Annotated in this window: 26 protein-coding genes and 1 pseudogene; 17 read left to right on the forward strand and 10 right to left on the reverse strand. The window is 59.5% G+C overall.

Going from position 1 to position 26653, the window contains the following annotated elements:
- The 17 genes and pseudogenes from B2590_RS10680 to B2590_RS10760 all read left to right on the forward strand — a co-directional run.
- On the forward strand, positions 1-116 hold a 116-nt coding region (locus B2590_RS10680), incomplete at its 5' end, for a transposase (protein ID WP_286847947.1).
- A 90-nt stretch (positions 117-206) separates the two neighbouring features.
- Positions 207-587 carry a hypothetical protein gene (locus tag B2590_RS10685; RefSeq protein WP_041334575.1) on the forward strand — a complete coding sequence of 127 codons (381 nt, stop codon included), beginning with the start codon at positions 207-209 and terminating at the stop codon, positions 585-587.
- A 38-nt stretch (positions 588-625) separates the two neighbouring features.
- The gene (locus B2590_RS10690; RefSeq protein WP_286810030.1) at positions 626-868 is read left to right on the forward strand and encodes a DUF4396 domain-containing protein; all 243 of its coding nucleotides are present in this window, start codon (positions 626-628) and stop codon (positions 866-868) included.
- A complete protein-coding gene (locus B2590_RS10695) occupies positions 835-1116 on the forward strand; it encodes a permease (protein WP_286810029.1) in 282 nt (93 codons plus the stop codon). Before B2590_RS10690 ends, B2590_RS10695 begins: the two co-directional genes overlap by 34 nt.
- 241 nt (positions 1117-1357) lie before the next feature.
- Positions 1358-1756, forward strand: a complete 399-nt coding sequence (locus B2590_RS10700; protein ID WP_286810028.1) for a heavy metal-responsive transcriptional regulator — start codon at positions 1358-1360, stop codon at positions 1754-1756.
- A 73-nt stretch (positions 1757-1829) separates the two neighbouring features.
- Positions 1830-1997: pseudogene (locus tag B2590_RS10705) on the forward strand (ISNCY family transposase); the annotation flags it as partial.
- Between the two features lie 202 nt (positions 1998-2199).
- Positions 2200-2985, forward strand: coding sequence for an HpcH/HpaI aldolase family protein (locus B2590_RS10710; RefSeq protein WP_075194559.1), 786 nt, complete (start codon positions 2200-2202; stop codon positions 2983-2985).
- Positions 2986-3022: 37 nt separating this feature from the next.
- Entirely contained in the window at positions 3023-4234 is a 1212-nt protein-coding gene (locus tag B2590_RS10715) for an ATP-grasp domain-containing protein (protein WP_286810027.1), read from the forward strand.
- Positions 4234-6030, forward strand: coding sequence for an IucA/IucC family protein (locus B2590_RS10720; protein WP_286810026.1), 1797 nt, complete (start codon positions 4234-4236; stop codon positions 6028-6030). The genes B2590_RS10715 and B2590_RS10720 overlap by 1 nt, the downstream gene beginning before the upstream one ends.
- Positions 6027-7208: an MFS transporter gene (locus B2590_RS10725; protein ID WP_286847941.1), complete on the forward strand. Its 1182-nt coding sequence runs from the start codon at positions 6027-6029 to the stop codon at positions 7206-7208. Before B2590_RS10720 ends, B2590_RS10725 begins: the two co-directional genes overlap by 4 nt.
- A 4-nt stretch (positions 7209-7212) precedes the next feature.
- On the forward strand, positions 7213-9063 hold the full coding sequence (locus B2590_RS10730; RefSeq protein ID WP_286847942.1) for an IucA/IucC family protein: 1851 nt from the start codon (positions 7213-7215) through the stop codon (positions 9061-9063).
- Complete coding sequence (locus B2590_RS10735; protein ID WP_286810023.1) at positions 9056-10252, forward strand: type III PLP-dependent enzyme; 1197 nt, start codon at positions 9056-9058, stop codon at positions 10250-10252. The genes B2590_RS10730 and B2590_RS10735 overlap by 8 nt, the downstream gene beginning before the upstream one ends.
- 105 nt (positions 10253-10357) lie before the next feature.
- Positions 10358-12466, forward strand: a complete 2109-nt coding sequence (locus tag B2590_RS10740) for a TonB-dependent receptor family protein (protein ID WP_286847943.1) — start codon at positions 10358-10360, stop codon at positions 12464-12466.
- On the forward strand, positions 12466-13389 hold the full coding sequence (locus B2590_RS10745) for an ABC transporter substrate-binding protein (RefSeq protein ID WP_286847944.1): 924 nt from the start codon (positions 12466-12468) through the stop codon (positions 13387-13389). Before B2590_RS10740 ends, B2590_RS10745 begins: the two co-directional genes overlap by 1 nt.
- The gene (locus B2590_RS10750; RefSeq protein WP_127400871.1) at positions 13386-14390 is read left to right on the forward strand and encodes a FecCD family ABC transporter permease; all 1005 of its coding nucleotides are present in this window, start codon (positions 13386-13388) and stop codon (positions 14388-14390) included. Before B2590_RS10745 ends, B2590_RS10750 begins: the two co-directional genes overlap by 4 nt.
- Position 14391: 1 nt before the next feature.
- Positions 14392-15468, forward strand: a complete 1077-nt coding sequence (locus tag B2590_RS10755; protein WP_269400121.1) for a FecCD family ABC transporter permease — start codon at positions 14392-14394, stop codon at positions 15466-15468.
- A gap of 14 nt (positions 15469-15482) precedes the next feature.
- Positions 15483-16322, forward strand: coding sequence for an ABC transporter ATP-binding protein (locus B2590_RS10760; protein WP_269400122.1), 840 nt, complete (start codon positions 15483-15485; stop codon positions 16320-16322).
- On the opposite strand, the gene B2590_RS10765 is transcribed toward B2590_RS10760, so the two are convergent.
- The 10 genes from B2590_RS10765 to B2590_RS10810 all read right to left on the reverse strand — a co-directional run bounded on the left by B2590_RS10765 (position 16319) and on the right by B2590_RS10810 (position 26578).
- Positions 16319-17290: an NHL repeat-containing protein gene (locus tag B2590_RS10765; protein WP_286810205.1), complete on the reverse strand. Its 972-nt coding sequence runs from the start codon at positions 17288-17290 to the stop codon at positions 16319-16321. The genes B2590_RS10760 and B2590_RS10765 overlap by 4 nt on opposite strands.
- 14 nt (positions 17291-17304) lie before the next feature.
- Positions 17305-18222, reverse strand: a complete 918-nt coding sequence (locus B2590_RS10770; protein WP_286810204.1) for a transporter — start codon at positions 18220-18222, stop codon at positions 17305-17307.
- Positions 18212-18529 carry a heavy-metal-associated domain-containing protein gene (locus B2590_RS10775; RefSeq protein ID WP_199448948.1) on the reverse strand — a complete coding sequence of 106 codons (318 nt, stop codon included), beginning with the start codon at positions 18527-18529 and terminating at the stop codon, positions 18212-18214. The genes B2590_RS10770 and B2590_RS10775 overlap by 11 nt, the downstream gene beginning before the upstream one ends.
- Positions 18530-18570: 41 nt before the next feature.
- On the reverse strand, positions 18571-20997 hold the full coding sequence (locus tag B2590_RS10780) for a heavy metal translocating P-type ATPase (RefSeq protein ID WP_286810203.1): 2427 nt from the start codon (positions 20995-20997) through the stop codon (positions 18571-18573).
- 140 nt (positions 20998-21137) lie between these two features.
- The gene (locus B2590_RS10785) at positions 21138-21788 is read right to left on the reverse strand and encodes a cytochrome c biogenesis protein CcdA (RefSeq protein ID WP_286810202.1); all 651 of its coding nucleotides are present in this window, start codon (positions 21786-21788) and stop codon (positions 21138-21140) included.
- 133 nt (positions 21789-21921) lie between these two features.
- Positions 21922-22236, reverse strand: a complete 315-nt coding sequence (locus B2590_RS10790; protein WP_127400877.1) for a c-type cytochrome — start codon at positions 22234-22236, stop codon at positions 21922-21924.
- Between the two features lie 66 nt (positions 22237-22302).
- Positions 22303-23532 (reverse strand): sulfite oxidase, encoded by a 1230-nt coding sequence (locus B2590_RS10795; RefSeq protein ID WP_127400878.1) that lies wholly within the window; start codon positions 23530-23532, stop codon positions 22303-22305.
- 125 nt (positions 23533-23657) lie between these two features.
- The gene (locus B2590_RS10800; protein ID WP_127400880.1) at positions 23658-24473 is read right to left on the reverse strand and encodes an anti-sigma factor family protein; all 816 of its coding nucleotides are present in this window, start codon (positions 24471-24473) and stop codon (positions 23658-23660) included.
- A complete protein-coding gene (locus B2590_RS10805; protein ID WP_127400882.1) occupies positions 24466-25050 on the reverse strand; it encodes an RNA polymerase sigma factor in 585 nt (194 codons plus the stop codon). Before B2590_RS10805 ends, B2590_RS10800 begins: the two co-directional genes overlap by 8 nt.
- Before the next feature lie 73 nt (positions 25051-25123).
- Complete coding sequence (locus tag B2590_RS10810; protein ID WP_185906433.1) at positions 25124-26578, reverse strand: cytochrome D1 domain-containing protein; 1455 nt, start codon at positions 26576-26578, stop codon at positions 25124-25126.
- Positions 26579-26653: the final 75 nt, after the last annotated feature.

Genomic DNA, 26653 nt, shown 5'->3' on the forward strand with positions numbered 1-26653 from the left:
TCCTGGAAGGGATGAACAACAAGGTTAAGGTCATCAAACGGATGGCCTATGGCTACCGGGACAACGACTACTTCTTCCTTAAGATAAAAGCAGCGTTTCCCGGTAAAGTGCGATGAACCAAAAAAAAGCCTCAGGCGGATTCGGATGAAGCCATCATCCAGACGCTTTTAAGCGCCGGCCCCGAATCGGTTACCAAACATGCCACCGTGCTTTCCCGGGCGGGCAAGGTTCTACAACAGGGCAGCGGCGAGTGGGTGTGCCGCTTCGCAGGCCTGACCGGTGACACACCAACCTGTCTGGATTCGCAGTCCCGTGCCTATTTCAAAGCCCGCTTCCAGGGTAAAACACCACAGGTCGAGCGCATTGGCCTCACCTACATGCTGCATGGCATGACGACAGACACCGGCATGCAGATGCCCCCGCACGTCATGGTGATCGTTCCCGACCCGACCGATCTGAAACAATTCCCCACCACGCCGCAAAGTGGAGCGCCCTGGGTCATGAAGGCGAATACCCCGTACGCACATCTGATCATACCGGTCGGCGGGCAGTCGATGGGCGCAATCACCCAGCCATCGGGCCAATGACTTTGGTATGAACGATAACGCGGCACAGACAGTCGCGGCTGCGGGTGGCGCTGAAGATATCCGCGCTGGCGATCGTCGCCTTTGATATCGGTATGGGCGTCACGATGCTGGTCGTGGCTTTTGTGCTGGGCTATCAGCCCACCACCATCGCGTTCTGGTTCGTCATGTGGGGTGGGTTACTGCTGGGTTTCATGACCGCCTACCCGATGGTGCGTTGGCTGCTCGGGCGAGGTGTCACGACGCCGGTGTGGCCAGTTCCGCCTGCACTTTCGGGGTTCTGAGCATCACACAGCCGCTGTTCAAAAAGGGCGCCTCCGCAGAGGCCTCGTTCGCCTTCAGCTTCGCTTCGACCAACCTGGTTATCAAGCTGGGCCTTCTGGTCTATGGCAAATTGGGCTGGCCGTTGTTGGTAGCCGAGCGGCTAGGTGGCTCCCTACTGGTCAGCATCCTCATGGAGCTCGTGTTCAGAAAACTTGGCTGGATTCCACCACGCCTAAGCGTTCAAGAGCTTCCTGGAAGTAAAATTTGATATCACGCTGGTAATGACTGTGTTCGTACTGCTTGGTACCTTTATTCTTCAGATGCTGAGGTATCCAACGTCGAACCGCTAGTTGGGCTGGGTTTTACCCTCGTAGTGAGAGTGACACTCAAGAATGCATTTGAAGCAGTATGGTCATTCAAGCATCCTCAACATTGAAGCGCTGCGGGGGAGCATCCTGATAGTGGTACACTTCTGTTTACTCAACGAATGTCAAGTCCGGATTTGAACGATGATAAAAATTGGCCAGGTCGTGCAGGCGTTGGCCATAAGCGCCGATACCCTGCGTTACTATGAAAAAATCGGGCTGATGCCCGGGGTTCACCGCAATAATGGTGGTGCGCGCTTATACAGCGACAAGGATCTTTCCCGTTTGCGATTTATTAAGCGGGCACAAAAGATGGGTTTCAGCCTGGATGAGATCGCTGGCCTTCTCAGCTTTCGGGACAATTCCAAAAATGCGAGACCCAATGTACAGAAATTGGCTCGTCTTAAGTTGGCCGAGATTGAACATCACCTGTCCGAGCTGGAAGCATTGCGAGATGAGTTGCGTTTGCTGACCAACCTTTGTGGAGCAAGTACTGATGGTTGCCCAATACTCGAATCGTTTGAACGGGCATATGGCTCCTGATACGTAAGCGCTCCTCCTGCCATCCTCACCCAGCACGATCACGCTCTTGCGGTTAATCCTGTGACGATTCCCAGCAGCGGATCTGATCGATTCCTCGGTATCGGTCGCAGGGCGAACCGGTCTGAACGCAGAGAGTGTTCTGTGCCGCCTGGTATTAAGGCAGCCATTGGGTTTCAGCTATGAACAACTGGCCTTTCACTTGTCGGATTCAGTGACCTATAGAACCTTTAGGGGGTCACCATGAAACGATTGCTGGCAATGCTATTCACTGATCCTGTTGCCCGGAGTTGGGCTAGCGGCCCCTGAGGCCAGGTTCTGGGCGACATGGCAGTCCTTCACATTACCCCGATGTCATCCGCATAGCGCTTGCTTTTGAAACCGAACTGTTTTTAAATACGAATGTAAACGATTACCATTTAAATCGTATTGCTTGCGGAGCTTATGTGCTTACAGTTAACCAGACACGCCAGAAGGTCGCCCAGGGCCGCTCGGCGTATGGACTACTTAACGCGGTGCCAACACCATGGATGGTAGAGATGATCGGCCATGCCGGCTATGACTTTGTCATACTGGACACCGAGCATATGTCCACGAACCCGGAGTCCCTCGAACACATGATTCGTGCCGCCGAGTGTGCCTCCGTCACACCTCTGGTGCGAGTGCCTGGGGTTGATCGTGCTGCGATTGCCCGAGCTCTGGACAGTGGTGCACAGGGGATCGTTGTTCCCCGTATCCGCAATGCCGAAGAGGCGCGCGACGTTGTTCAGATGGCGCGGTACGCGCCTGCGGGGCAACGTGGTATTACCGGCGGCCGGACAACAGGTTTCGGAACCCTCCCGCTGAAAGACTACCTCAGGCAGGCCAACCAGGAAGTCCTCATTGTGCTCATGATTGAGGATCAGGAAGGCATCGACAACCGCGAAGCCATCCTGGGTGTTCCCGGTGTTGACTGGGTGCTTCCGGGAGCGGTCGATCTGTCGCAATCACTGGGCTGCCCGGGTGACCCGTTCCATTCGTCTGTCAATCACGCCATCGCGGAACTGGCCGAGAGTTGCCGCGGGCGTCCAGTGGAATTTTGCGCTTTGCCCCGAAGTCCTGACCAATTGACGGAATGGCAGGAGTGGGGAGCAAGAGCCTTTCTCCTGGGAGAAGACCGCAGTTTGCTCTTTAAATACCTCAAGTCCCACCTTGCGACCTGCCGTGCCGAGTCGAGCCCGCCGTCTCCCTGAGGCAACCATTCTTCTTCAAGCCTGACAAGAGTTTTCTATGCGCGATACCGTACTTTTTCTTGCTCATGTTCCAACGGAAGCCTTGAATCGGGGATTCCTGCCTGCTGCCCAGTCGATGGGGCTGAAAGTGATCCTGCTGACAGACCAGGCGGCGACTCATCACCACTATTTCAGTCAACCGGACCTTCCCGCCTATCCGGAACAGATTCTCCAGTGTGATGTATTTAATCCCCTGTCTGTTCTCGATCTTCTCTCAGAACTCCCGGCCCCCGTGGGCGTGTTTTCCAACAGCGATCACCTGCAGACGGTGACCGCCCTGGCCGCAGCCTACCTGAATCTGCCGGGCAAAGACTGGCAAACCTGTTACCGGGCAAAAAACAAGGCAGCCATGCGCCAGTACCTGAAAGCGCTCGATGATGGCGCATGCTGGTTCAGGGCTGTGAATGATCAGACATCCCTGGGGAAGGTGATCGACGACGTTCCATTCCCGTGTATTGCCAAGCCCCGGGAGGGGGTTGCCAGCCTCAACGTCAGGCGCCTGGACAATGCTGCGCAACTGCAATCATTCTGTGATCAGTTCTGGCAGGAACAACCCGGGCAACCCCTGCTGCTGGAAGAGTTTCTGTCAGGCCCTGTTCACACTCTGGAAACCATTGGGGACGGAAACAGCCTGATTGCGCTCGGAGGATTTGAAGTGCAGCTTTCCGAGCCTCCCCATTTTGTCGAACTTGAAGCGGCGTGGGTGCCTTACCAGCCTGAAAGGCCTCACCTTCAGGAGATGTTCAGGCAGGTACGGCGCTTCGGTGTGGGCCTTGGCTCCTGCCATTCCGAATTTGTGATAACCGACAATGGGCCAAGACTTATCGAGATCAATTACCGAACGGTGGGGGATGGCCGCGAATTCCTGCTTGACCGTATGACGAATCATGGACTGTTCCATGCCATCCTTCAGGCCCATGTTGGCAACCCTCTTGAATTATCCCCGCCCACGCAGGCGGCGCAGATACGTTATCTCAGTGCTTCTACCAGCGGGCGGGTTCGCCGTTCAGCTCCTGAGCGCAGGGAGCCGTGCGGTGACGGCATTGCCGAGTTTGAGCCGTTGAGGGAAGTGGGTGATGACGTCCGCTTGACCCACTCAAACAAGGACTACCTGGGTGTGTTGCGGTTGTTTTCGAGCGATCCCTCCCGGGTGAAGGATACCTTGGCTGAATGGGCCACCGACCTTGAAGCAGAGTGGGAGATAGGCTGATGATCAGGAACACCGCTCTGTCTTCAACAGACCCCGGGCAGTATCTGACCCAGAGGCTGGTCGATGCCCTGATCCGCGAAGACGTGGCCGGCTGCCAGAGCGATTCTCAGGCAGTTGGGGTAGACAGCGTGCCCGGCTCCCCGGGAACGCCGGCGACCTGGTTACGGTGGACGCTGGCGCAAGGCATCCTGTGGTTGCCGGTCAATCCCGCAACCTTCATGCAGCGTTGGCAGTGGAGTGGCGACCCGCTCATCTGGCAGTCCGCAGACCAGGCCGGAAGCGTGTCAGAAGTGAATCACTACGAACAGGTTTTGGCGTGCCTCACCGCGGACGAACACGATGACTCTGGGGAGCAGTTGGAGGTCTATGCCGATGAGTGCAGAACGGCGGAGTCTCACGCCTCCTTCTGCCACGAGGAGCAGTCCAGGTGGTTTGACGAAATCCGCCATCAGGGGCAAAGCTGGAAGGATTTTCCCCGGCTATCCGAACGCTTGCTCCACTTCGATCGCCTCGCGGCTTTTCTCGATCATCCGTTTTACCCCAGTGCCCGCGCCAAGAGTGGTTTTGATAAGGCGGCACTGGCGGCGTACGCGCCTGAATTTGCCCCGCGTTTCCGGTTACGGTGGCTTGCCGTCCCCTGCCCGGAAGTCACTGCGGTGGGCGAGCTCCCGGGTTGCTGGCCGGATTTCAGCGAGGTAGGACTGGATAACCGGCTTGCTGACAGCCACTACTTGTTGCCGGTGCACCCTCATCTCTGGGACACCGCGCTGAGTGACTATCTGTCGAACACAGACATCGGTGCCAGCGTCATCCGGGCGCCAACGCCTGCGCTTTGGGTTCAGCCAACATTGTCGGTACGAACCCTCCAGCTTGAGGCAGCGCCGGAGGTCCACGTGAAAGTCCCTTTGACCATTCGCACACTGGGCAACCGGAACATTCGAACGGTCAAACCGAGCACACTTTATGATGGTCATACGGTTCAGCAAATCCTGCACGAGATAGCCGGCAAGGACCCGGTCCTTAAAGGGACCTTTTCTGTAACCGACGAATCCTCAGGCCTGCACGTTGGCGATCTGCCCTGGCTGGGCTGTATTGTGCGCCGGTTTTGCGGGTTTTCCGACCAGCAGCAGATTGTGCCCGTAGCCTCCCTGTTAGCCGACAGCCCGGACGGTCGCTGCGTTGCCCAGATGATGGCGGACGAGTTCAATAGTGGCGACCTGACGGAGTGGGTGCGTCAGTACGTTGCCTTAACGCTAACGGTGCACCTGCGACTGTGGCTTGTCTACGGCATTGCACTGGAATCCAACCAGCAGAACTCCATGGTGCTGCTCACGCCGGGTCGGCCACCGCAGCTGCTTTTCAAGGACAACGACGCCCCCAGGCTGTGGCCAGACAGGCTATGCGGCCAGATGCCGTCCATGGAGTCAAAAGTCGCGCAACTCCGGGATCAACGGATCCTGGTCAATAATGAAATACCCCTGGCTCAGATGTTTACCACCATAACCCTGCAACTGAACCTGGCGGTTATCCTTGAGGGTCTGGCCGCACGGGGGCTCGGATCAAGGGGCCACTGGTATAAGGTGCTTCGTGAGGAGGTGATCAGCGTCCTCGATCAGCTTGACGAAGAGGGCGTCAATACTCAGCCAGCGCGCAAGGTGCTGCTGGAGGATCGCCAGCTTTATACCAAGTATCTTCTCAGGGCAGGCAGCCTGGAAAGCAAGTCCCGCACCGGCGCCGCTGACATCAATAAATTCTATGGCAAGCTGGCTCCAAACTTTCTCGGGCAGGAGTCATGAGCCAGTCTGTTCTGCCGGTGATCCTGCTCAGCCACTTTACCGCGGCCTTGGTGGCGCTGGGGATGCCACCATTTTTTGGGCTGATCCTGACCGACACATTTGCGGTTGAACACACCGTTTGGGTGGGCTGGTTCTATATTATCCCGACGGTTTGCACGGCGTTGGCGGCGCCGTTCTGGGGAAGAATAGCGGACCGTTTCGGCCGCCGCTGGTCGCTGCTGCGGGCCCAGATTGGTCTGGCCGTGGCCTTCGTAATCGCCGGATTGGCGCCGGGCGTGGTCACCTTTGCCATGGCACTGATGGTTCAGGGCTTTCTGGGTGGAACCTTTGCCGCATCGAGCGCATACCTTTCCACCGTTGCTCGCGGTCAAAACCTGACCCAGTCACTGAACTGGATGCAGGGCTCGGCCAGGTCGGCCATGATACTGGCGCCCATCCTTTTCGGTTTCTTCATGACCTGGGTCCCAGCCCAGCGTCTGTACCTCTATATGGCCATCCTGCCTCTTCTGTCGGCACTACTGGTATGGAAACTCGCTCCCCCGGACCCGGTTTCGGGTGGGCCTCGTGACCAGAAACATTCCCGTGAAAGGGTTTCGGCATCCGCCAGTTGGCTGCGGTTGAGATTGCTTTACTTCGGTTTCAATTTCGCGCTGGTGGCCAGTTTTCCCTACTTCATTCCCTGGACCCAGGAACGAACGGGTAGTACCGCCGCTATGGCCGGAGTTCTCTACAGCCTCCCTCATGCCATCTACCTGATTATTCTGGTCAGCCCGCTGCGACGAAGCGTGTTTTTCGGTAACCCGTGGACCTTGCCCGCGGGCCTGACACTGTTCGCACTGTCCTACGTTATTCAGGCGACGGCCGGAACAACGGCCGCCATTCTCGCCGGACGATTGGTCATGGGGCTGGGCATGACGACCTGTCTTTTTGCCCTCAACGCCGAAACCGCACGTCTTACACGAACGGAAAACGCGGGCCAAAGCTTTGGCGCCCTTGACAGCGCTGGTAAATGGGCCGGTGTCGCGGCCGGTGTACTCGCGGGTGTCGCCGCGGGTATGAGCAGCCAGACTGCGCCACTCTGGCTGGGCGCTGCGGTGACCCTTCTTACCATCACCCTGAGCTCCTACCGGGCCAACATCCCCGCCATCGACCATCATGAACGCTTGAAGGAGGAATAGAGTCATGTCATTGACAGCTTCACATCATTATTTCAGGGATCAGCACTGCGACTATCAGGCGGACCAGGCCAGCATGGAGGCCCTGCTGAATTGTTATTGCCGGGATATTGCCGAGCCCTCCGGGGAGCTGTCTGTTCAGGGCGGCGAAAGGAGCCGGTCCTGGCCACAGGGGCTTCGGGTTCGCCTGGCGCTGGAGCCTGTCAGTGTACTGCACATCGGCTTCCCTGATTCCGAAGATTCCCTGCTGGTTCTGGTTGCAGGAGGCTCACGAACGTGCAACTACCGCTACCTGTCTGCGCCATACTACAAGTCTGCGCTCAGGGGATGGCGGGTGCTGGGGCTCGAGGAACTGGGCCGGATACTGCTTCATAAAATGTCGCAGCGTTTCGAAGAGCCTTTCAACAGCGAGCTCTACCGGCAGATTCTTCTCAGCCGGAACGTCATGCGGAGCATTCTCGAATACACCCGCGTTCCCGCCGATTGGGGGCAGGGGCTGGACGCCTTCCGCTGGTCTGAGCAATCCCTGAGTTTCGGGCACCGTTACCACCCGGCACCAAAATCCAGGGAAGGGTTCGACCCGGAGGATATCCTGCAATATTCCCCGGAAATGGGCGCGGGGTTTGCCCTCTATTACTTCGCGGTTCATCCGGGCGATCTTCGCACCCGCGGTGACATTGCCGGGCCGGCCTTCGGGTCAGACGCGAGCGTAGGGCTCGACCTGCCCGACGGATGGGTCACGATTCCTGTGCACCCCTGGCAGGCACGCTACCTCATGCGCCTGCCCATCGTCTGCAGCGCTATCCGCTCAGGGCGGATCTTACCACTGGGGCAGGCCGGCCCACGGTTCTACCCAACAGCGTCGGTTCGAACGCTTTACCAACCGGGCAACCCCTATTTCCTGAAATTCTCAACCCATGTCCGGCTGACCAACTGCATTCGGAAAAATGCCGTCTATGAACTGGAAAGCGCCGTTGCCCTCTCTGCAGCCCTCAAGGCTCACCTTGCGCCTTCACTGGCGCGGTGGCGCGGATTCCGTCTACTGTACGAGCCAGCCTACCAGACCCTTGATTTTGCCGATCACCCCGAGCCTGACCGCCGGAGCATCGCGGAGGGTTTTGGCGTTATTATGCGGGACAACCTCGAACAGTATCTGGACGCAGGCGTAACACCCGTGCTGGCCGCCGCGCTGTTCAGCGACGACCGCTTCGGTCGCTGCCCGGCCACGGAGGCCGCCGGAACACTGGCTGCCGCCACCGGCGTCAACGAACAGGACGCCAGAATACGATGGTTTGAACAGTATCTCGCCTTACTCATCCCTCCGCTCTTTGAGTCGCTGTTCCATCATGGTGTGGTTTTTGAACCACACCTTCAGAACGTGGTGGTTGGTATTCGGGAGGGATACCCCGTTCAGGTCTTTGTTCGTGACCTGGAGGGAACAAAACTGGTACCGGGCCGCTGGTCAGGAGGGCTGCCTGATACCCTTGATGAACAAACGCTGGCGTCTGTTCATTACAGCCAGGACAAGGCCTGGAAGCGGATCGCGTACTGTCTGTTGGTGAACCACCTGTTCCAGGCCGTGGCCTGCCTCTCCCGGGGGGAGAACCACATCGAACTCCGGTTGTGGAACGCGCTTGCCAGTGAAGTGCGCAACTGGCTCGCAGGCACCGACGATCCCTGGGCGGCCGATGTTCTGGGCAGGCTGTTGGCCGGCGAGCCCATTCCGAACAAAAGCAACCTGATGACCCGCCTTTTCAAGCGTCCGGATCGTGAGTCGCAGTACACCTGGGTACCAAACCCGCTGGCGATGCCTCTGCCCCGAGCCGTGGACAGCAGGGGAGGGCAGTGCAATGCCTGAAGTACCTGTTTCCGTTCAGCGAGCCATCAAGGAACTGAAAGGCCAGGACAGTGACCCGCTGTGCGCCTACGTGTATGACCTGCCTGAGCTCCGCCACCGAGCGCAGGGCATAGTCGAGTGTTTACCGCCCGGTTGTGAGATGTTCTATGCCGCGAAAGCGAATCCTGCCTTACCGGTGCTCGGCGCTTTGGCGCCCTTTGTACATGGCTTCGAAGTGGCATCTGGCGGTGAGCTGGACTGGGTGCGCCGACATTTTCCAGACACGCCTGTGATTTTTGGTGGTCCCGGCAAACTGGCATCCGATATGGAAAAGGCCATCGATCAGAACGTTGAACTGATCCATGTGGAAAGCCTGCTGGAACTGCAGCGTCTGTGCGACATTGCCGGCCGCAGGCAGGCTCACCAGGACATTCTTCTGAGGATCAATCTCGAACTGGCAGACACACCCTCTACACGTCTTACCATGGGCGGTGTGCCTACTCCATTTGGCATGGAAGAAGCCTGTATACCAGACGCACTTGCGTTGCTCGGGCGGCAGGACAGAGTCAGGCTGCGCGGCTTTCACTTTCATCTGATGTCGCATCAACTGGATGAAAAACGCCACCTCGGGTTAATAACACACTATCTGGAAACCGTCCGTGCGTGGGAAGCCAGGTACGGCCTGACCATTACCGAGATAAATGTCGGGGGCGGAATCGGGATAAATTACACCCGGCCCGACCAGCAGTTTGACTGGTCGGGGTTTTGTTCCGGCCTTGATGAATTGCTTCAGGCTTACTCGGATCGTGCCTGGAAAATCCGGTTCGAGTGTGGTCGTTTCATAACCGCTCCCTGTGGTTTTTATGTTGGCGAAGTTCTGGACGTTAAGCGATGCGGCGAGGAATGGTTTGCCATCTGCAGGGGCGGCACCCACCACTTCCGGACTCCGGCGGCCCAGGCCCACGATCATCCGTTTGACATTTTGCCCACCCACGACAGGGAGGCTGCAGCCCCAGTCGTTGCCAATCATTCCGTTACCCTGGTCGGCCAGCTTTGTACTCCCAAGGATGTGTTCGCCCGCCGGGTTGATGTCGAGTCGCTCGGGGTTGGCGATCTGGTGGTATTCCGTTACGCCGGTGCCTACGCCTGGAATATTTCCCATCAGGCGTTTCTGATGCATCCCCACCCAAAAGAACATTTCATCGAGTAGTCCGGGAAGCAGATTTTGAGGAAGGAATATTCTAATTTAATTGAAATGCGAATTATTATCAGTAAAATGCGCAATCAAATTTAATAATACGTGCTGGAGAATCCAATGTCGAAGTCCGAAGTTTCAACGCCACTGCGCCGCCATCGACTGTCTGTTGCTATAGCCACGCTCCCCGTGTCGTTTCTGGCGGCTGGCTCGGCGTCCGCTTTGGCACAGGAGCAGGCTGATGCGCCCACCCAGCTACCCGGCCTCAATGTTACCGCTGACTGGCTTGGTCCACCGACCGAAGAGTCCGAGAAGACCTATACAGGGGCCCGCACGGTGGTGGAGGAGGATCAGCTCCAGGCGACCGGAGCGCTGAATCTGAACGACGCCTTGCGCCCGGTTCCGGGGCTCACGGTGCTTGATGAAACTGGCACGGGCATCCTTCCCAACATCGGTGTGCGTGGTCTGAACCCGCTGCGCAGTGAACGGCTTCAGATTCTGCTGGACGGTTACCCGATTGCCATCGGCCCCTACAGCAACGTCGGCGTGTCGCTTTTCCCGGTTACACTTCCGAGCCTGGAAGTCGTGGATATTGTCCGGGGCGGCGCCTCCGTTCATTACGGCCCCAACAACGTGGGCGGCGTGGTGAATTTCGTCACCAAACCGATTCCGGCGGAAACCTCCCAGACCCTTCGTGAGCGGGTGACCATTGCGGAAGAGACCGGCAATGTCTTTACCGATACCTATTACCGTGTCGGCGGCCGGGCGACCGACAAGCTCGACCTGCAGTTCCAGGCCAACGTCCAGCGTGGCGACGGATTTCGCGATCACTCCGATACCGAAGTGGATAACCTGATCCTGGACGCCCGCTATTATCTGAACGACCAGCATGAACTGGCCACCCAGCTGCAATACTATCGCGTCGAGGCCGAACTGCCCGGTGCCCTGACACCGCAAGCCTATGAAGAGGATCGCACCCAGAGCCAGCGCCCACATGACGGATACGAAGCGGACATGAGCCGCGCGACCTTCACCTGGACATACACGCCGGCCGATAACGTGGAATTCCAGTGGCGCAACTTTGTGCACGATGCCGACCGCACCTTCTACTTCGGCCAAAACCTCAGCGGCACCGGCCACTGGGCGGACCCGGGGCTGGATTCCACCCATGTCGCGGATTCACCACGATTGTTCACCGTATTGGGCACGGAGCCACGGCTTGCTATTCGCCACGGCCGCCACGACATCACCCTGGGTGCACGATTTGTCAGCGAGGACGTGGAGTTCGACGTTAATCGCCTGGAATTTTCCTCCGGTAACCGTTCCGTGGCGCGCGATTGGCACCTGGACACCCGGGCCATGGCATTTTACATCAGTGATACTGTGTCGTTCCTGGATGACCGCCTGACGGTGACACCGGGCCTGCGCTATGAAGATGTCGACATGGACTTCCGTGACAACCTGACTGGCAACACCGAGGAAAACAACGCTGATGAGCTGTTGCCGGGCCTGACCGTAGGCTATCAGGCGTCTGATGACCTGTTTGTCTTTGCCAACAGCCAGCGCTCTCTGGTGCCGGTACAGATTGCCCAGACCACCCGTGACGGTGCAGTTGCCAATGAAACAGCGTGGAACCACGAGCTGGGCGCACGCCTGCAGGTCACCCCCGAGCTGCTGTCTTCAGCGACCTTGTTCCGCATCGATTACGAGGATCAGATTCAGTTTAACCGTTCGACCAGTCGTTTCGAGAACCTGGGAGAAACCCGTCACCAGGGTATCGAGCTGGCAAACCGCTGGAACCTCAACAGCCAGTGGGAACTGGGCCTTGGCTATACCTTCCTCGACACCGAACAGCTGTCCGGTGACAACGAAGGCAACGAGCTGCCCAACGCGCCCACCCATAAGGTCAGTGCTGACGCGACATACAGCTACCAGGCCTGGGACACCAGCCTGAACTGGGTGTACGTCAGCGAAAGCTACAGCGATGCGGACAACACCGAAGAAGAAACCAGCAATGGCAGTGCCGGTGAGTTGCCGGATTACCATCTGGTTACGGCCCGGGTCGGTCGCGATTTCGCGGTTGGCGGTGATCGTGTGCTGAACCTTGGCCTGGCGGTCAACAACCTGCTGGATGAAGATTACTACTTCCGGGGCGTGGACGTCAGCCCGGTCGGCCGTGTGCCCCAGCCGGGTCGAAGCTTTATCCTTGAGGCACAGCTCGACTTCTGATGGCCTGCTTACGTAACCGGATCGCAACGATCCTGCTCGTTGTTTTGCTGTCGCCTGCGTCAGGATGGGCGCAGGATGAGACTATCCGGTTGACGGATGACCGCGGGGAAACCCTGCGGTTGTCCGAACCGGCGGCCCGGCCCGCTGCGATTTCGACCTTTGGGGCCGATGTCGCACTGGCACTGGAAATACCGCCGGTTGCCGTCACCGATTACGGACTTCAGGGCGTGCCCGACTACCTGGCGTCACGGTTAGACGGTGTTACGGGGCTCGGCCCCCGACATCAGCCTAACCTGGAGGTACTGTCGTCGGTCCGGCCGGATCTTGTCATCGCCATTCGCCGTTATACCGAGAAAGACGGTGACCAGATCGAAGCCATCGCCCCGATGCTGGCCCTGGACCTGATCACCGTCCAGGACAGCCTGCGGGGGGTTGAGTTGGCGGGGCAGGCACTGGGTGCACCGGCGAAAGCCAGTGCACTCAACACCCGCTTTCTTGATCGCGTTCAATTACTCGCGGACCGCAACGAACCAAAGCCTGCCGAGACAGTGGCGCTGCTGACCAGCGGTAGTGAAACTCCCTTCGTCTATTACGACCATTTTCTGCCGACGGCGCTGCTGGAGCGTCTGGGCTTCGACAATGTCGGGGGCCAGCCGCCGAATCCTGACAGCGGCATCCCACTGGGCTACCGGATCAGTCTTGAAGCCTTGCTGGAACTTAACCCGGATACCATTCTGCTGTTGCCCACCAGCCGTCAGCGCGCGTTCACGATGAACCCCATCTGGCCCTATCTCAAGGCCGTGCGCACGGGCCAGGTCTACGAAGTACCGCACTATTGGAAAGAAGGGGCCGGTCCGATTGCCCGTGAGCGTATCCTGGATGACATACAGCGCCTGCTGCTGACATCGGAACCCGACAAATGACGGGTTCCGATTCAGCCATACGCCCGATGGGCCTCTACGGGGCAACGGTATTTCTCCTCGTGCTGCTGTTCTTCGCTGGCCTGATGGCGGGCTCCCGATGGGTGTCGCCGACCTTGTTGCTGTCAGCCATCGACGGCAGCAGCGACTTGCTGACGCGCATCACCGTGCTGGAGCTGCGGCTGCCGCGCAATCTGCTCGGTATTCTCGGTGGGGCGGCCCTCGGGGTTGCGGGTGCTGTCATGCAGGGCGTTACCCGGAATTCGCTGGCATCCCCCGGCCTCACCGGCGTGATTGCCTCTGCTGCCCTGGCGGTGGTGTCGCTTCGAACCCTGAGTTCGCCGGGCGCACTGTGGCTGCCGCTGATGGCTCTTGCCGGGGGGCTGCTCGGTGGTGCTCTGACGTTTGCCATTGCTGGCCGCCGTCAGCTTCAGCCCGAGCGTGTGGTACTCGCCGGCATCGCCGTCACGTCGCTGGCCACGGCACTGACCACGGGCCTTTTACTGGTTTCCGGGGCGGAGGCGGCGGAACTGTATTACTGGCTGGCGGGTAGCCTGATGGGGCGGGGCTGGCTTCAGCTCCAGATGGTGCTGCCCTGGCTGCTGCTTCCGCTCGGTGCCCTGATTGCGATGCAGAGACCCCTCCGCCTACTGCAACTTGATGATGATCTGGCGCTTGCCATGGGACTGTCGGTCGGCCGCTGGCGACTGATTTTTCTGCTGCTGGCTTTGCTGCTTGCCGCCGCGCTGGTCGCCTTCACCGGCCCGATCGTGTTTATTGGACTAGTAGCGCCGCACATTGCCAGGCGGCTGGCCGGCAACCAGATCCAGCACTGGCTGCCCCTGAGCGCTCTGTTTGGAGGGTTGTTGTTGCTGGCAGCGGATATCCTGGCTCGGCAACTGGCCTTTCCCCAGGAGCTACCCGTCGGTATGCTGACGGCCCTTATTGGGGCCCCTTGGCTGATCTATCTGCTTAACTCGCGAACCTCACCCCGGAGCGCATAACGTGAACCATCCGGCTACGACAACGCCTCGGGCAGACCGCCGTGGAATGCAGATTCCAGGCGCCGGCCCCGTTGCCCGGCTGCTTCTGGCTGGCGGGCTCAGCCTGGTTGTTGTCATCGTCGCGGGCGTCCAACTGGGGGCGGTGGACCTGACGTGGTCCCAGGTGTGGGCCGGGTTGACCGGCGACAGCACTCAACACGTGCAGCGAGTGGTCTTCGAATTACGGTTGCCCCGTACCCTGACCGGCGCCCTGATTGGTATTCATTTTGCCCTGTCAGGGTGGCTGTTACAGTTGCTTAGCCGCAATCCGTTGGCAGAAGCCGGCATTCTCGGCATCTCCGCCGGCGCCAGCCTGGTGGCGGTCGTCGCTTTTATTATCGGAGACTGGTTGGTGTCCAGTGCCGATCCCTACAACAATACGTCGTTTGCCCTTCAGTATTTGCCCCTGTTTGCCATGGCAGGCGGGCTGGTAACAGCGCTTGCGGTGTACTTCCTGGGCATGCGGCATGGCCAGCTGTCGCCGGTCAAAATGACGCTGACCGGTGCGGTCATTGCCGGTATGTTGCATGCACTGACCACCGGTGCGCTGGCATTCTGGGGCCACGCCCATACTGAACTGGTTGCCCAGTGGCTGGCTGGCTCACTGTACGGCGCCGAATGGCAGCACCTACACACGTTGCTGCCATGGACGCTTATTGGTCTGGTCGGTGTCGGCCTGCTAGTGCGTCCCCTGGAAGTCATGCAGCTTGACGATCAACACGTTCGCACTCTGGGCCTGGGCCTGAACCGCTGGCGCGCCTTTGCCCTGCTGATTGCCACCCTGCTGGCGGCCAGTGCCGTGGGCGTGGTGGGGCCGGTTGGCTTCATTGGTTTGCTGATTCCCCACATCAGCCGACGGCTGGCTGGGGCCAACCTTCCGGTCCAACTGGTGTTGTGTGTACTATTGGGAGCGGTGCTGGCGGTATTGGCGGATTTACTCGGCCGGACGCTGTTTACACCCTACGAAGTGCCCGTGGGTGTGGTTTCCGCCGTTCTTGGTGTACCGTTCTTTCTTTATCTGTTATCGCGACAACCCTGAGGCCGGGATTCTCCATGTTACGAACCGAGCAGCTCTCTCTTGCCTATGGCTCCAAACCGGTCGTGGACAACGTCTCGCTGGCCATTCCCGAGGGTGGGATTACCTGCCTGCTGGGCCCCAACGGTTCTGGTAAAAGTACTTTGCTGAAAAGCTTTGCGGGCCTGTTGCCGGCCCGGTCCGGTCAGGTCTACCTGGACGACCAGCCGGTTGACCAATGGCACCGGGGCAAACTGGCCCTCAGGCTCGCCATGCTGCCCCAGAAACCGATCGTTCCCGATGGCATTCGGGTTCAGGATCTGGTGGCGCTGGGTCGTTTCCCACACCGCAAATGGTGGCAGCGCAACCTCACCACCGACGACAACGCAACCCTCGATGCCATGGCAATGACGGGGGTCTCGGATTTGGCGGAGCGACCGGTAGAAGCGCTGTCCGGAGGGCAACAGCAGCGGGTATGGATCGCCATGGCCCTGGCCCAGGAAACCGACATTCTGCTGCTGGACGAACCCACCACGTTTCTGGACTGGGGCTACCAGCTGGAAGTACTGGAATTGCTGTCCAAGCTGAATCGGGAACACGGGCTGACGGTGGTGATGTCATTGCATGACCTGAACCAGGCCGCACAATTTGCCGACCGGATTGCGGTTCTGGCGGACGGCCGGCTCGAAACCATCGGCAGCCCCGGAGAGGTTATTACCGAGCCCCTGATCAACCGGGTCTTTCGGGTGCATACACACGTCACAACGGGGCGGGACGGCCGACCATTCTGTTCCGGATTTGCCGAGTCTTTCCGGGACAGCGGGACACCGAACCATCACGGTCTGATCCACGGGATGGCTGAGCATCAGACCACTTAATCCGGCTGCCACCTCCCGACCCGGTTGTCGGCAAAATTCACGCTCCACACTGCTCCATCATGGCAAACGGCAACTGCCATCGCCGTGTGGCCGGGGTTCTCCGGCTCGCTGCCAAATGCGGTGAGGTAACCCCCATCCGCCGCGAACTTCTGTATACGATCATTATAGAAATCCGCCACAAAGACATTGCCTTCGGGGCCAATCGCGATGGACGTCGCGGTGGTGAACCAGCCCTTGAAAGGCCCGTAAAGGCCCAGGGCAAACGGCCCTCCCCACTTGTGCAGGAAATCGCCGCCGGCGTCAAAAACCTGGACACGATTTCCGTAGCCATCGGCCACGTAGAGAGCCCCATCCTTTCCCAGCGCCACGTCGGTGGGATAGGTAAACTCGCCGGCACTCCTGCCAGTCTTCCCGGTTGTTCCCCACTGTTTGACGAATGAGCCATCCGCGTTTAAATGTTGCACACGGTGATTGTAAAAGTCCGCCACAAACAGATCACCGTCATTGGCCACTGCAACACCTCCGGGCGCGTTAAACTGGCCAGGCCCCTTGCCGGGGCTGCCAATGATCCTCAGCGGCTCGCCAGTCAGGCTGAACACCTGAATCCGGTCGTTCATGTACTCCGGCACGTAAAGTTTGTCGTTGTGAATGGTCAGGTTCATGGGGCGCCCGAGCTCACCGATCCCATCGCCGGGTGCACCGAATTCACGCCTGAATTGCCCCTGGTGATCGAAAACCTGGATACGCCCGTTGCGGGCATCGGAGATGAAAACCTCGGTGTCTGTTACCGCAATCCCGGTGGGATCATTGAATTGCCCTGGACCACTGCCTTTTTCGCCCCAGGCAAGCGTCAGCGAGTAGGGCGGTTCCTGGTTCCAGTTGATGGCTCCGCCCGCGCAGCCAAGCAGGGTGAGTGCTGCCACCAGCCCGAGCGTACTGTAGGTGAGCCATTTACCAACGTTTCTCATGATGCCCTCAACCCCTAGAAATTGCGGCGAAAGCCAACGCGTACAATGTAATCGTCCTGAATGGCATCACCATTGGGATCTTCGGCCACCGGCAGTTGTACCGTGCCCTCGACGACCCAACGCCGGGTGATGTATTGCAAACCGGGCGCCAGCAGCCATTGGGTACCACCGGAATTGGCATCGGTACCACTGCCGATCTCGTTGCGCTCGCGGTGAATGAGATTGGATTCGAGCAGGGCGTAGGTAAAGCCTGGAGTGCCGGATACACCTTCCAGGCTGAGTGGCCAGATCCGGTATTGCAGTGAGGCGTCGAGACGGGTCTCGTCGCCGTGGGCGAAGCCTTCGTGGCGCCCGTTTTCGCGGTAGAGCAACTGCGCGTCCATCTGGTACTGCAAAGTCTGATAGGTGGCCACCACGCCGCCAAACCCATCCCAGGCTCCGTCACCAACCTGCAATGGGCGTGGCAGTTCGCCGAAACGATCGCGGTCGTCACTGTCGCCGGTTGGTGCGGTGAGCCCGAAAATCGGCGCGACCCGGAAGGTGCCGCCGGTGAAGTCGTCCTGGTAAACCGTGTAACGCCCGAACAACGAGACGTCGCCGATGCCGCCGGTATCGCGCTCAATCCGGCCCATGGGCGTGGTGACGTCCAGTGTCTTGTTGAAAAAGTAAGGGACAACGCCGAACACCGCCAGCTTCGAGGTTATGCCATAACCCAGGACACTGCCCAGAGCCTGGACCGAGACCTCTCGATCCATGGGCCCATCATCGGAACGCTCTCGTAAGACCAGTTGCTCCCGCCAGATGGTTTCACCCTGGGGCACGGGCAGAGCCGTGTTGAAGGTGTTGGGTGCGGCTTGTGCCAAGGGCACACCGGTCAGTACCAGAGCACCGACCAGCAGGGACAAGCCTATTGACTGGTTGTTATTTCGCATCACTGCCTCCTGTTTCACCTTCGGCCTCTGAGTATGAGCGCAGCGTGAAGCCGGCCTCTTCAACAGCCTGACGTGCCCGCTCCTCAGAGAAAGGCTTGCCCTCCTGAAGGGTGACACGCACCGTACTTTTTCCGATGTCCACCTCCACGCCGGTGACGCCATCCACTTTATTCAGACGTTTCTCGATGCCATAGGCACAGAAGGGACAGGCCAGGCCGTCCACGCCCAATACGTAGCTTTTGTCGGCGGCCAGCGCGGCAACGCTGAACACCAACGCCGCTAACATCAGGAACCATTTTTTAAACATGACGAATCCTCTTTTCAGGGGGTAGCTTACAAACGAGTTGGTCAATTATTCACGCTCGCGACCGTATCGAAAAACAATGCCGGGCGTTGCCACAATGAATTAATGAAAATGGCTGTCACGCTGGCTGCCATGGCCACCATCGCCCAGACCGGGTAAATCAGCCCCGTACTGGCCAGCGGAATGCCGATACCGTTGAACAAAAAGGCCAGGCTGACGTTCTGGAGCATTTTGCGATAGCCCCAACGGCTGATGTCTATTGCCGTCACCACGGCGTCCACCCGGCTGTTGAGGATGATAATGTCGGCGGCGTCAATGGCGATGTCCGTGCCGCCACCCATGGCAATACCCACATCCGCCTGCATCAGGGCGGGGGCGTCATTGATGCCGTCGCCGACCATGGCGACCCGCTGGCTTTGCTGCATGGTTCGCAGCCGGTCCGCTTTCTGTTCAGGCAGCACGCCAGCATGCACCTCATCAATACCGGCCTGTTGCGCGATGTGGCGGGCAGTGCGTTCGTTATCGCCCGTCAACAGGGCGGTGCGGATGCCCATCGACTGCAAGCTGGCTATGGTGCCGGCGGCATCGGGTCGCAGAGCGTCACCGAGTGCGATGGTGCCCAACAAAGTGCCATCGCGGGCCACCACGATTACCGTACGGCCCTGGGCCTCGTCCGCTTCCACTGCATCGGCAACGGATGTCATTTCCACGCCAGCCGCTTCGGCAAAACGCGGGCTGCCCACCAGTACCTGCTTGCCATTCACCTGCGCGGTGACACCACGACCGGATTCGGCCTGAAAATCGGCGATCTCGGGGAAGTCCACATTTCTTTCAAGTGCCGCTTCAACGACGGCCCGCCCCAGCGGGTGCTCCGAGACCGCCTCCACGGCTGCAGCCAGCGCCAGCAGCGCATCGTCGTTGCCATCCACACTGTACAGAGAGCGTACAGCGGGACGGCCCTCGGTGAGAGTGCCGGTCTTGTCGAACACCACCTTGTTCACTTTGCGCAGGGCCTGAAAAGCCTCGCCGGTGCGCATCAGTACGCCCTTGTCCGCAGCTTCTCCTGCGCCACGTACGATGGATAGGGGTGCTGAGATGCCCACGGCGCAGGGATAACCCATGACCAGCACTGTCAGGGCGGCAAAAACGGCTCGTTCGAGGGCCGGCTCGCCGCCAATCAGTACAGGGCCGACCGACCAGAAGCCAAAGGCGAGCGCCGATATGATCAGCACGGCCGGCGTATAGATCCGCAGCACGCGATCCACCAGGTGCAGCAATCCCGGCTTGAGTGCACGCGCATCCTCAATGCTGCTGATCACTTGCTGGAGAAAGCTTTCGCTGCCGATGGCCGTTACCTGCAGAAGAAGGGTGCCGGAGCCGTTGATGGCGCCGCCCACGACGGTATCGCCAGTGGTTTTCTCCACCGGTAGCGGCTCGCCCGTGATCAGGGACTCGTCCACGGCCGAACCGCCTTCAACCACCTCGCCGTCCAGGGGAATGCGTTCTCCGGGCCTAATACGTACCCGCATACCAACCTCAACCTGGTCTGCGAGCATGTCACGCTCACCGTCCTCGGTGACGACGCGCGCCGTCTCCGGCTGCAGGTCCAGCAACCGCTTGACCGATTGCGAGCTGCGGGTCTTGACGATCAGCGACAGCCATTCGGAGAACAGATGATAGGTCAGTACCATGACGGAGACGGCGAAAAACGCCGCCGTGGGATAACCTTCGGGCGATACGATCAGGCCGATGGCGCCCCCGGTCAGCCCTGCGAAGGCACCGATTTCCACCAGTACGTGCTGGTTGAGGATGCCACGGCGTAACGCCTGAAAGGCCATGTTCAACATTTGCCGTGCCACGCCAAACACCATACCCAGTGCCAGCGCACCGACGGCCAATGGCTCATGGCCGCCCAAAACGCCGGCGGTGCGTAGCGCAAGGAAGGCCAGTCCGCCAGCCGCCAACAAGGCCGTGCCCGTGAGCGCGGCTGACCTACCCTGGCCGCGCAGCACCGCGAAGCCGAACAGAACCAGGCTGACGTACACCAGCGCGGAAAGCCCGAAGGTCCAGGCCGAGGTAAAATCCACGATCAGTCCGACCGCTGCCAGGCTCATGGCCAGGGCGACGACAAACCGATTGCGTTCAATCGCCAGCGCTTGCTCCTGGCGTTCGAACGGTTCCACCTTGCGCGGGTCGCTCAGGGTGTAGCCGATCTGCTGCAAGGTACCCATCAGAACCTCGGCGCTGTTCTCCCGAGAGTCGAACTCCACCAGCGCCTGCTCGTGAGTCAGACTCACCGCAACCCGACGCACGCCGGATTTCTTGCCCAGCGCGCTTTCAATCGTGCCGGTACACAGCGAGCAGTGCAGTCCACCGATATGGGCCTTGACCCGTTGAATGTCGGGGTCCGCCGTGGATTCCAGACTCCAGGGCTGGGTATCGTCGTCAGCGGTTGTCACTGCCGTGTTCATGATGCGTCCCCTTGATGAAATGAGGTCATGTTTCAAGGGTAGGCCCCGTACCAAGATACGGAGTCAAGTGATTGAGGAATATCAAACAGGTCAAACAGGGAAAGCTGTCAAAACAGGGAGGATGTACTTGGTCTTAAGGCCTAAGCCAGCGCCAGCCAAAAGGTCCAGAGGCCCAGCACGACCATTATGGCACCGGTCCATCGTGGCATGCGTCCCGCGAGCCGCGTGAGGTGTTCAAGCCAGCGACGGCCGCGGGCGGTAAAAACAATGAATAGCAGTGGGGCTGAAAACGCCAGTCCAAACACCATCAGGGTCGAAGCGCCGAAGATAACAGCGCCATCCGTTGCACCCCGGGTAGCGGCGTCGCCGAGCAGCACCGCAAGCAAGGGGGCCGCGCAGGCCGGCACGTTCAAGCCAAACACCACGCCTAATGCGGGCCCCCCAGGGATGCGGGTAATGCGTGGCAGAAACCGGTTCACCAGCGCAATAAACCACGAGGTGCCACCACTCAGGTAAAGCAGCCCAACCACCACATAAAGACTCCCGAGCACAGCCCAGAGGCCCTGCTGCAGCCCGGTGAAGGCGGTTCCAACGAAGATGGCAATCACGCCAAGCACGGCCATCAAAGAGGCCCGCGTCAGGGCAAAAAGCAGTGTGTGGGCAATCTTCATCCGCTGTGATAACCCCTTGAGGTAACGGATGAACAATAAGTGACTGCCTACGGAGCAGGGCTCAATAAAGGCCAGTAGCCCGAGGCCGGCGGCCAGAGGCAAAGCAACTGAAAATTCCAAGGAACTACTCTGTCGTCCGTGAATTAAGCCACAGATTAACACCCGTACCCCGATACAGGGTCAAGGGTTCTCAGCTGAGTGGCACAGAATGAACCCTGACCCATAGCGGTGAGTCATCCGGCATGCGGGAGGACTATTTTCGGGTGACCGATTCAATGTACTTCGCCACGGCACTGATCTGCCGCTCTGACAGTGAGTCACCGAAGGCCGGCATGATGCCAACACCACTCTTCACCGCGTTGCTGACCTGCTCCGCCGAGGGCTTGAGCTGGTCAAGATTGGGGCCGATCTCACCGGCGGAACCGGCATCGTTCAGCGTATGGCAAACCGTGCAGGATGGTTGTGCCTGCTCCAGGAACACTTTCTTACCCAGTTCGAGCTGCTCATCCGCCAATACAGGGCCAGTGGCGAGGGCAAAGATCGTCAACAACAGTGTGCGTAATAACATGGAAAATCCTGATTCAGTCAAGGGAACAGGCGGCCCGACCAACGGACCACCACAGGGTTAATACACTCAGGAAACGGTGACGGTCACGCCATGGTCTTTCCAACTGGCGTTGCCGTAACCGCGCTCATTCTCGGTGCGGGTGGGCGGCTGGGTGTTGCCCTCGGTGTCCGTCGCGCGGCTAACGATCCGATGGTCGCCGGCGCTCAGATCCATCGCCACCACAAACGGCCGCCAGGCGTAGCGCCCCATGTCCGGACCCAGGAAACGGGCACTCTTCCAGGTCTCGCCACCGTCGGCCGACACCTCCACCTGGTTAACGGCATTGATGCCGCCGAATGCGACGCCGTAAATCAGATTCCTGCCCTTGCTGGCCGTTGTCAGCGGGGCGGTGACCCAGGATTTGACCGGCATCTCCCACATCGACGGCTGACCGGGCGCGCCTTTTTCGCCAATGGGACGAATGCGGTAGCCTGAGGCCTGGATCTTGGCGTCTGACTGCCCCTCGGTAAACGCGACTCGGTCCACGTATTTCACGTTATTGACCCCGAAATAACCCGGAAAGACCATGCGCAGTGGGCCGCCATGAGCCAGCGGCACGGGCTCATCATTCATTTGCCAGGCCAGCAGCGCCTGATCCAGCGCCCTCACCGGAACGGAGCGCTCCACCATAATGGTTTTCGGGTCCAACCCTGCAGGCAGGGTCTCGCCGCCGGTGCTGGTGATGTAGTTCATGTCCGGCTTTACTCCGCCGAGCCGGGCCACAACGTCACGCAGCGGTACGCCGGTCCACACCAGGCAGCCTGCCGCGCCGGTGCCCCATTGGGTACCGCCCGGGCCGTGCTCAAAGTAGGCTCGCCCGTTGCCCGAGCATTGCAGAACGGTGGTTACCGTCTCAACACCCATTTTTTTCAGCTCACCCAGGGTCAGGGTCTGGGGCGAATTGACGCCTTCCAACGTGATTTTCCAAGCGTTCCGGTCCGCCACAATATCAGCATTGGGGGCTGGCAGGTTGTTACGGACATACAGTTTGTCACTGTTCGTCACCACACCACTGCCAATGGCGCCGCGCTCGGTTTCGATGGTGTTGGCGCTGTGCACGATCACGTCATTGGCGTTTTTCCAGCGCACGTAATCGGGCAGCGTTTTGGGTTCCTCCGACCTGGCAAGGGGGCTTAGCCCCAGCAGACTGACGGAGGCCATGGCGCCGGCAGAGCCCAGCAGCAGGCGCCGGCGACTTATCGGTAAAGAACTTTCGGGTGCACGGCGGGACGTTGAAGACGCATCGAAAACAGACATGGTTTTCCCTCGTTGATGTTTGTTCAGAACACTTGCCGACGGTGGTCATCGGTGCCGTGAATTCGTGACAAACCTGATTTTGATTCAGTGTATTTCATGGTCAAATAATCGCCGTTGACAGCGTGTCAGGAGGCCCCCGTCGTGGATTCGCTCACCGCCGGCATATTCCCGGCTGGCGCAACCACCAGCAATCCCGAGTCCTCCATGGGTAGCCCGAGCACCTCCAACTGATCGGCCCGGGTACGAAAGTCGCCGGCTCGGGCCACCGCCTGTCGCACATCCGGATTCCGGAAGAACACGCGCTCCGAGATACGATACTGGATGACTAGGCTGTTGCCCTGGCGTATGGCGTACGCCTGGGCAGGCTCGCCCCCCACTCGGGTCATCCAGGTTGCCAGCACCCGGCTGTTTGCCCACGGCAATGGCGGAGACACTTCCGAGTTGCCGGCCTGGGTAGGCAGCTCCTCAAGGGCGACACGCTGATAATCGTTCAGCACGTCACTGACCATGGGAATCCTGTTGATATTATCCGGCGTCACGCTGGGCATCAGCAGTACCGCTGCCAGTACCAGGGCAACGGCCCAACCGCCACTGCCAATTACAACCGACGGGCGAAGGCTGCTCAGCCAGCGTTTCAGATTCGTCATGCGGCGACGACCGGATGGGCGCTTGCCACCAGCGGGGGCGTTCGCAAGGGCGATATCGAGCCGCCCGTCAAAATCGGCGGACAGTCCCGGAGTGGGTATCATCTGCAGTCGTTCGGAAAGAATCCGCTGACGTTCGACATCGTGTTGGCAGGTCTTGCATCCAGCAAGATGGGCCTCGACCAGGGCGGTGTGATGCTCATCCAACTCACCATCCGCATAGCCCGCCAGCCAATCCTGGATTTCGGCGTGCAGGTCGGACCATTCGTGGGTGTTTGTGTTTTTGAGATCACTCATGAGGATTCACCGATGTGTATTTTGTGTGGCTGGTAGCCAAGGCGCTCGGGTTTGCCTTGATCAGTCGCTTAGCGAGCAGGCGCCGCGCGCGTGACAGGCGACTCATGACCGTCCCCGGTGCCAGATCCAAAATTTGTGCGATGTCCTGATAGCTCAGCTCCTCAAAGTCCCGCAACAGAATGACCTGCCGAAAGCTGTCCGGCAGGGCGTGAACCGCAGCCATGACCTGCGCATCGCTCTGGTTTTTCAGGACCTGATCGAAGGGGCCTGGGGCACTGCAGGGATACCCATTCAACACCGCGTCACCGGTGGTCAGCACCGGAGCCAGTTGCTGCCGGCGCCCATCCCGCCGATAGTCATCGGCGACCACCCGGTTGAGAATCCTTAGCAGCCAGGCGTAGGCCGCCACGTGATCGTCCAGTTGGTCAAAGTCCCGCCAGGCCCGGAGCAAGGTCTCCTGGGTCCAGTCCTCCGCCATTTCCTGTGAGGGGGCCTGGCGTTGCGCAACACCGTACAGGCGGTAGCGCCAGGGCCGTACCAGGGTGTCGAATTGCTGCCTGCTTCCAGTGCTGCGCATGGGGCTGCCCGCTACCTATTTATGGTTACTTTACTGGAGGGCGTCACCGGATCGCCTTTTATTCCCGACTTTTTTATGGATTGCCCGGTACTGCGAGCCAGAAGGGGAACTGGCCTCCAACTGGCTCCCGGCGGACCACCTCGAGGGACTGGGTATCAATAACGGCAATGTGGTTATCCGCCGTGACCGACGCGTAAATGAACTGGCCATCGCGGCTTGCCCGAACGCCGTGGGGGCCAACGCCCACGTCGACATTTTTGACAATTTTAAGGCTCTCGGAGTCGATTATAGTGACCACGGACGCAGAAATCGCACCGGTTGCGACGTATTGCTCGCCAGGCACCACGTCGATGCCGCCATGGCCACTACCCACTTTAAAAGTTTTCAGCATGGTTTCGCTAGCCAGGTCCAGTACCCCCACGTTGCCGGTAAAGTCGCGCAGCCATAGCCGTTGACCGTTGGCGCTGATGTCAATGTTGTGAGGCGTCTTGAGACCCGGAGTGGGGATCTGACGCTGTTTTTCCAGAGCCCGCATATCCACTACCGCCAGCGCGCCTTCGCCCTGCAGCGTGACGTAGGCGAGTGTGCCGTCGGCGCTGTAAACGAGGTTGTGGGGTACCTTGCCCACTGGAATTTTCCTGACCAGTTCAAGGGTATTCATATCGATCACCGCAACGTCGCCCTGGGTCGGCGCCACGGCGAGGCCGTAACGGCCATCCGGTGAGATTTTTACGCCCTGGGCCACCTCACCGATCGGCACGCTGGCCATCACCTCACCGCTGGCGGTATTCAAAACGTAGACATTGCCGGTTTTGAAGCCGGACACCATCAGCCGGGAACCATCAGGACTCAGGGCATCGTAGTGAGCGCCCGCGACGCCGGGCCAGGCCTGTTTTGAGGGTAGGACTTTCACGATGCCGCTGTTCTGGACCGCCACATACAGAGGGTCGCGAATGGACTTTTCCAGGCTTAGTTCGGGCGCCGACCGCACGGGAGTGGCTTTGTTCCGCGACTGCTCAGGCGATTGGCCCAGCAGGGTCTGCCGCAGCTGGTAAACATCCTTGCCGGACAGGTCCTTACCCGCAATCGCTTCGATGTCTTCAGGAGTGTAGGGCTGAAACTCACCAGCAATCCGCTTTTCATTGCCGAACGCCGTCAGCACGTAATTCAGCACATCCGCCATTTGCTGGCTAGTGAGCGCACCGCCCCAGGCCGGCATGTTGCCGTTGTAGCTTGTGCCGTCGACTTTGATGGGGCCGGTCAGGCCGTACTGCAGCACATGCCCCAGATAGCGGCGGCCACCGATACCGTCAGTGGCATTGTACATTTGAGCGGTGTGGTTTTTTTGCGGGGGAAACGACCCCGGTATGCCTTGACCCTGAGCCTGATGGCAGGCAGCGCACTGCTGGTTGTACACCTCGCTGCCGCGCTCAAAGCGGGTGTTTTCCGCCGCGCTCACGGGCACACTGACACTGAGCAGGGTTGCGGCGACGAATGATGTGATGGCATGGGGGATCGGTGGACGCATATTACAAACTCCAAAGGCTAAAAGAAGTTCGGCCGGACTCATGTGCTGGCAAGACCTCTTGCCAACAAAGCACCG

Source organism: Marinobacter sp. UBA3604 (genome assembly GCF_002375325.1).
Classification (GTDB): domain Bacteria; phylum Pseudomonadota; class Gammaproteobacteria; order Pseudomonadales; family Oleiphilaceae; genus Marinobacter; species Marinobacter salarius.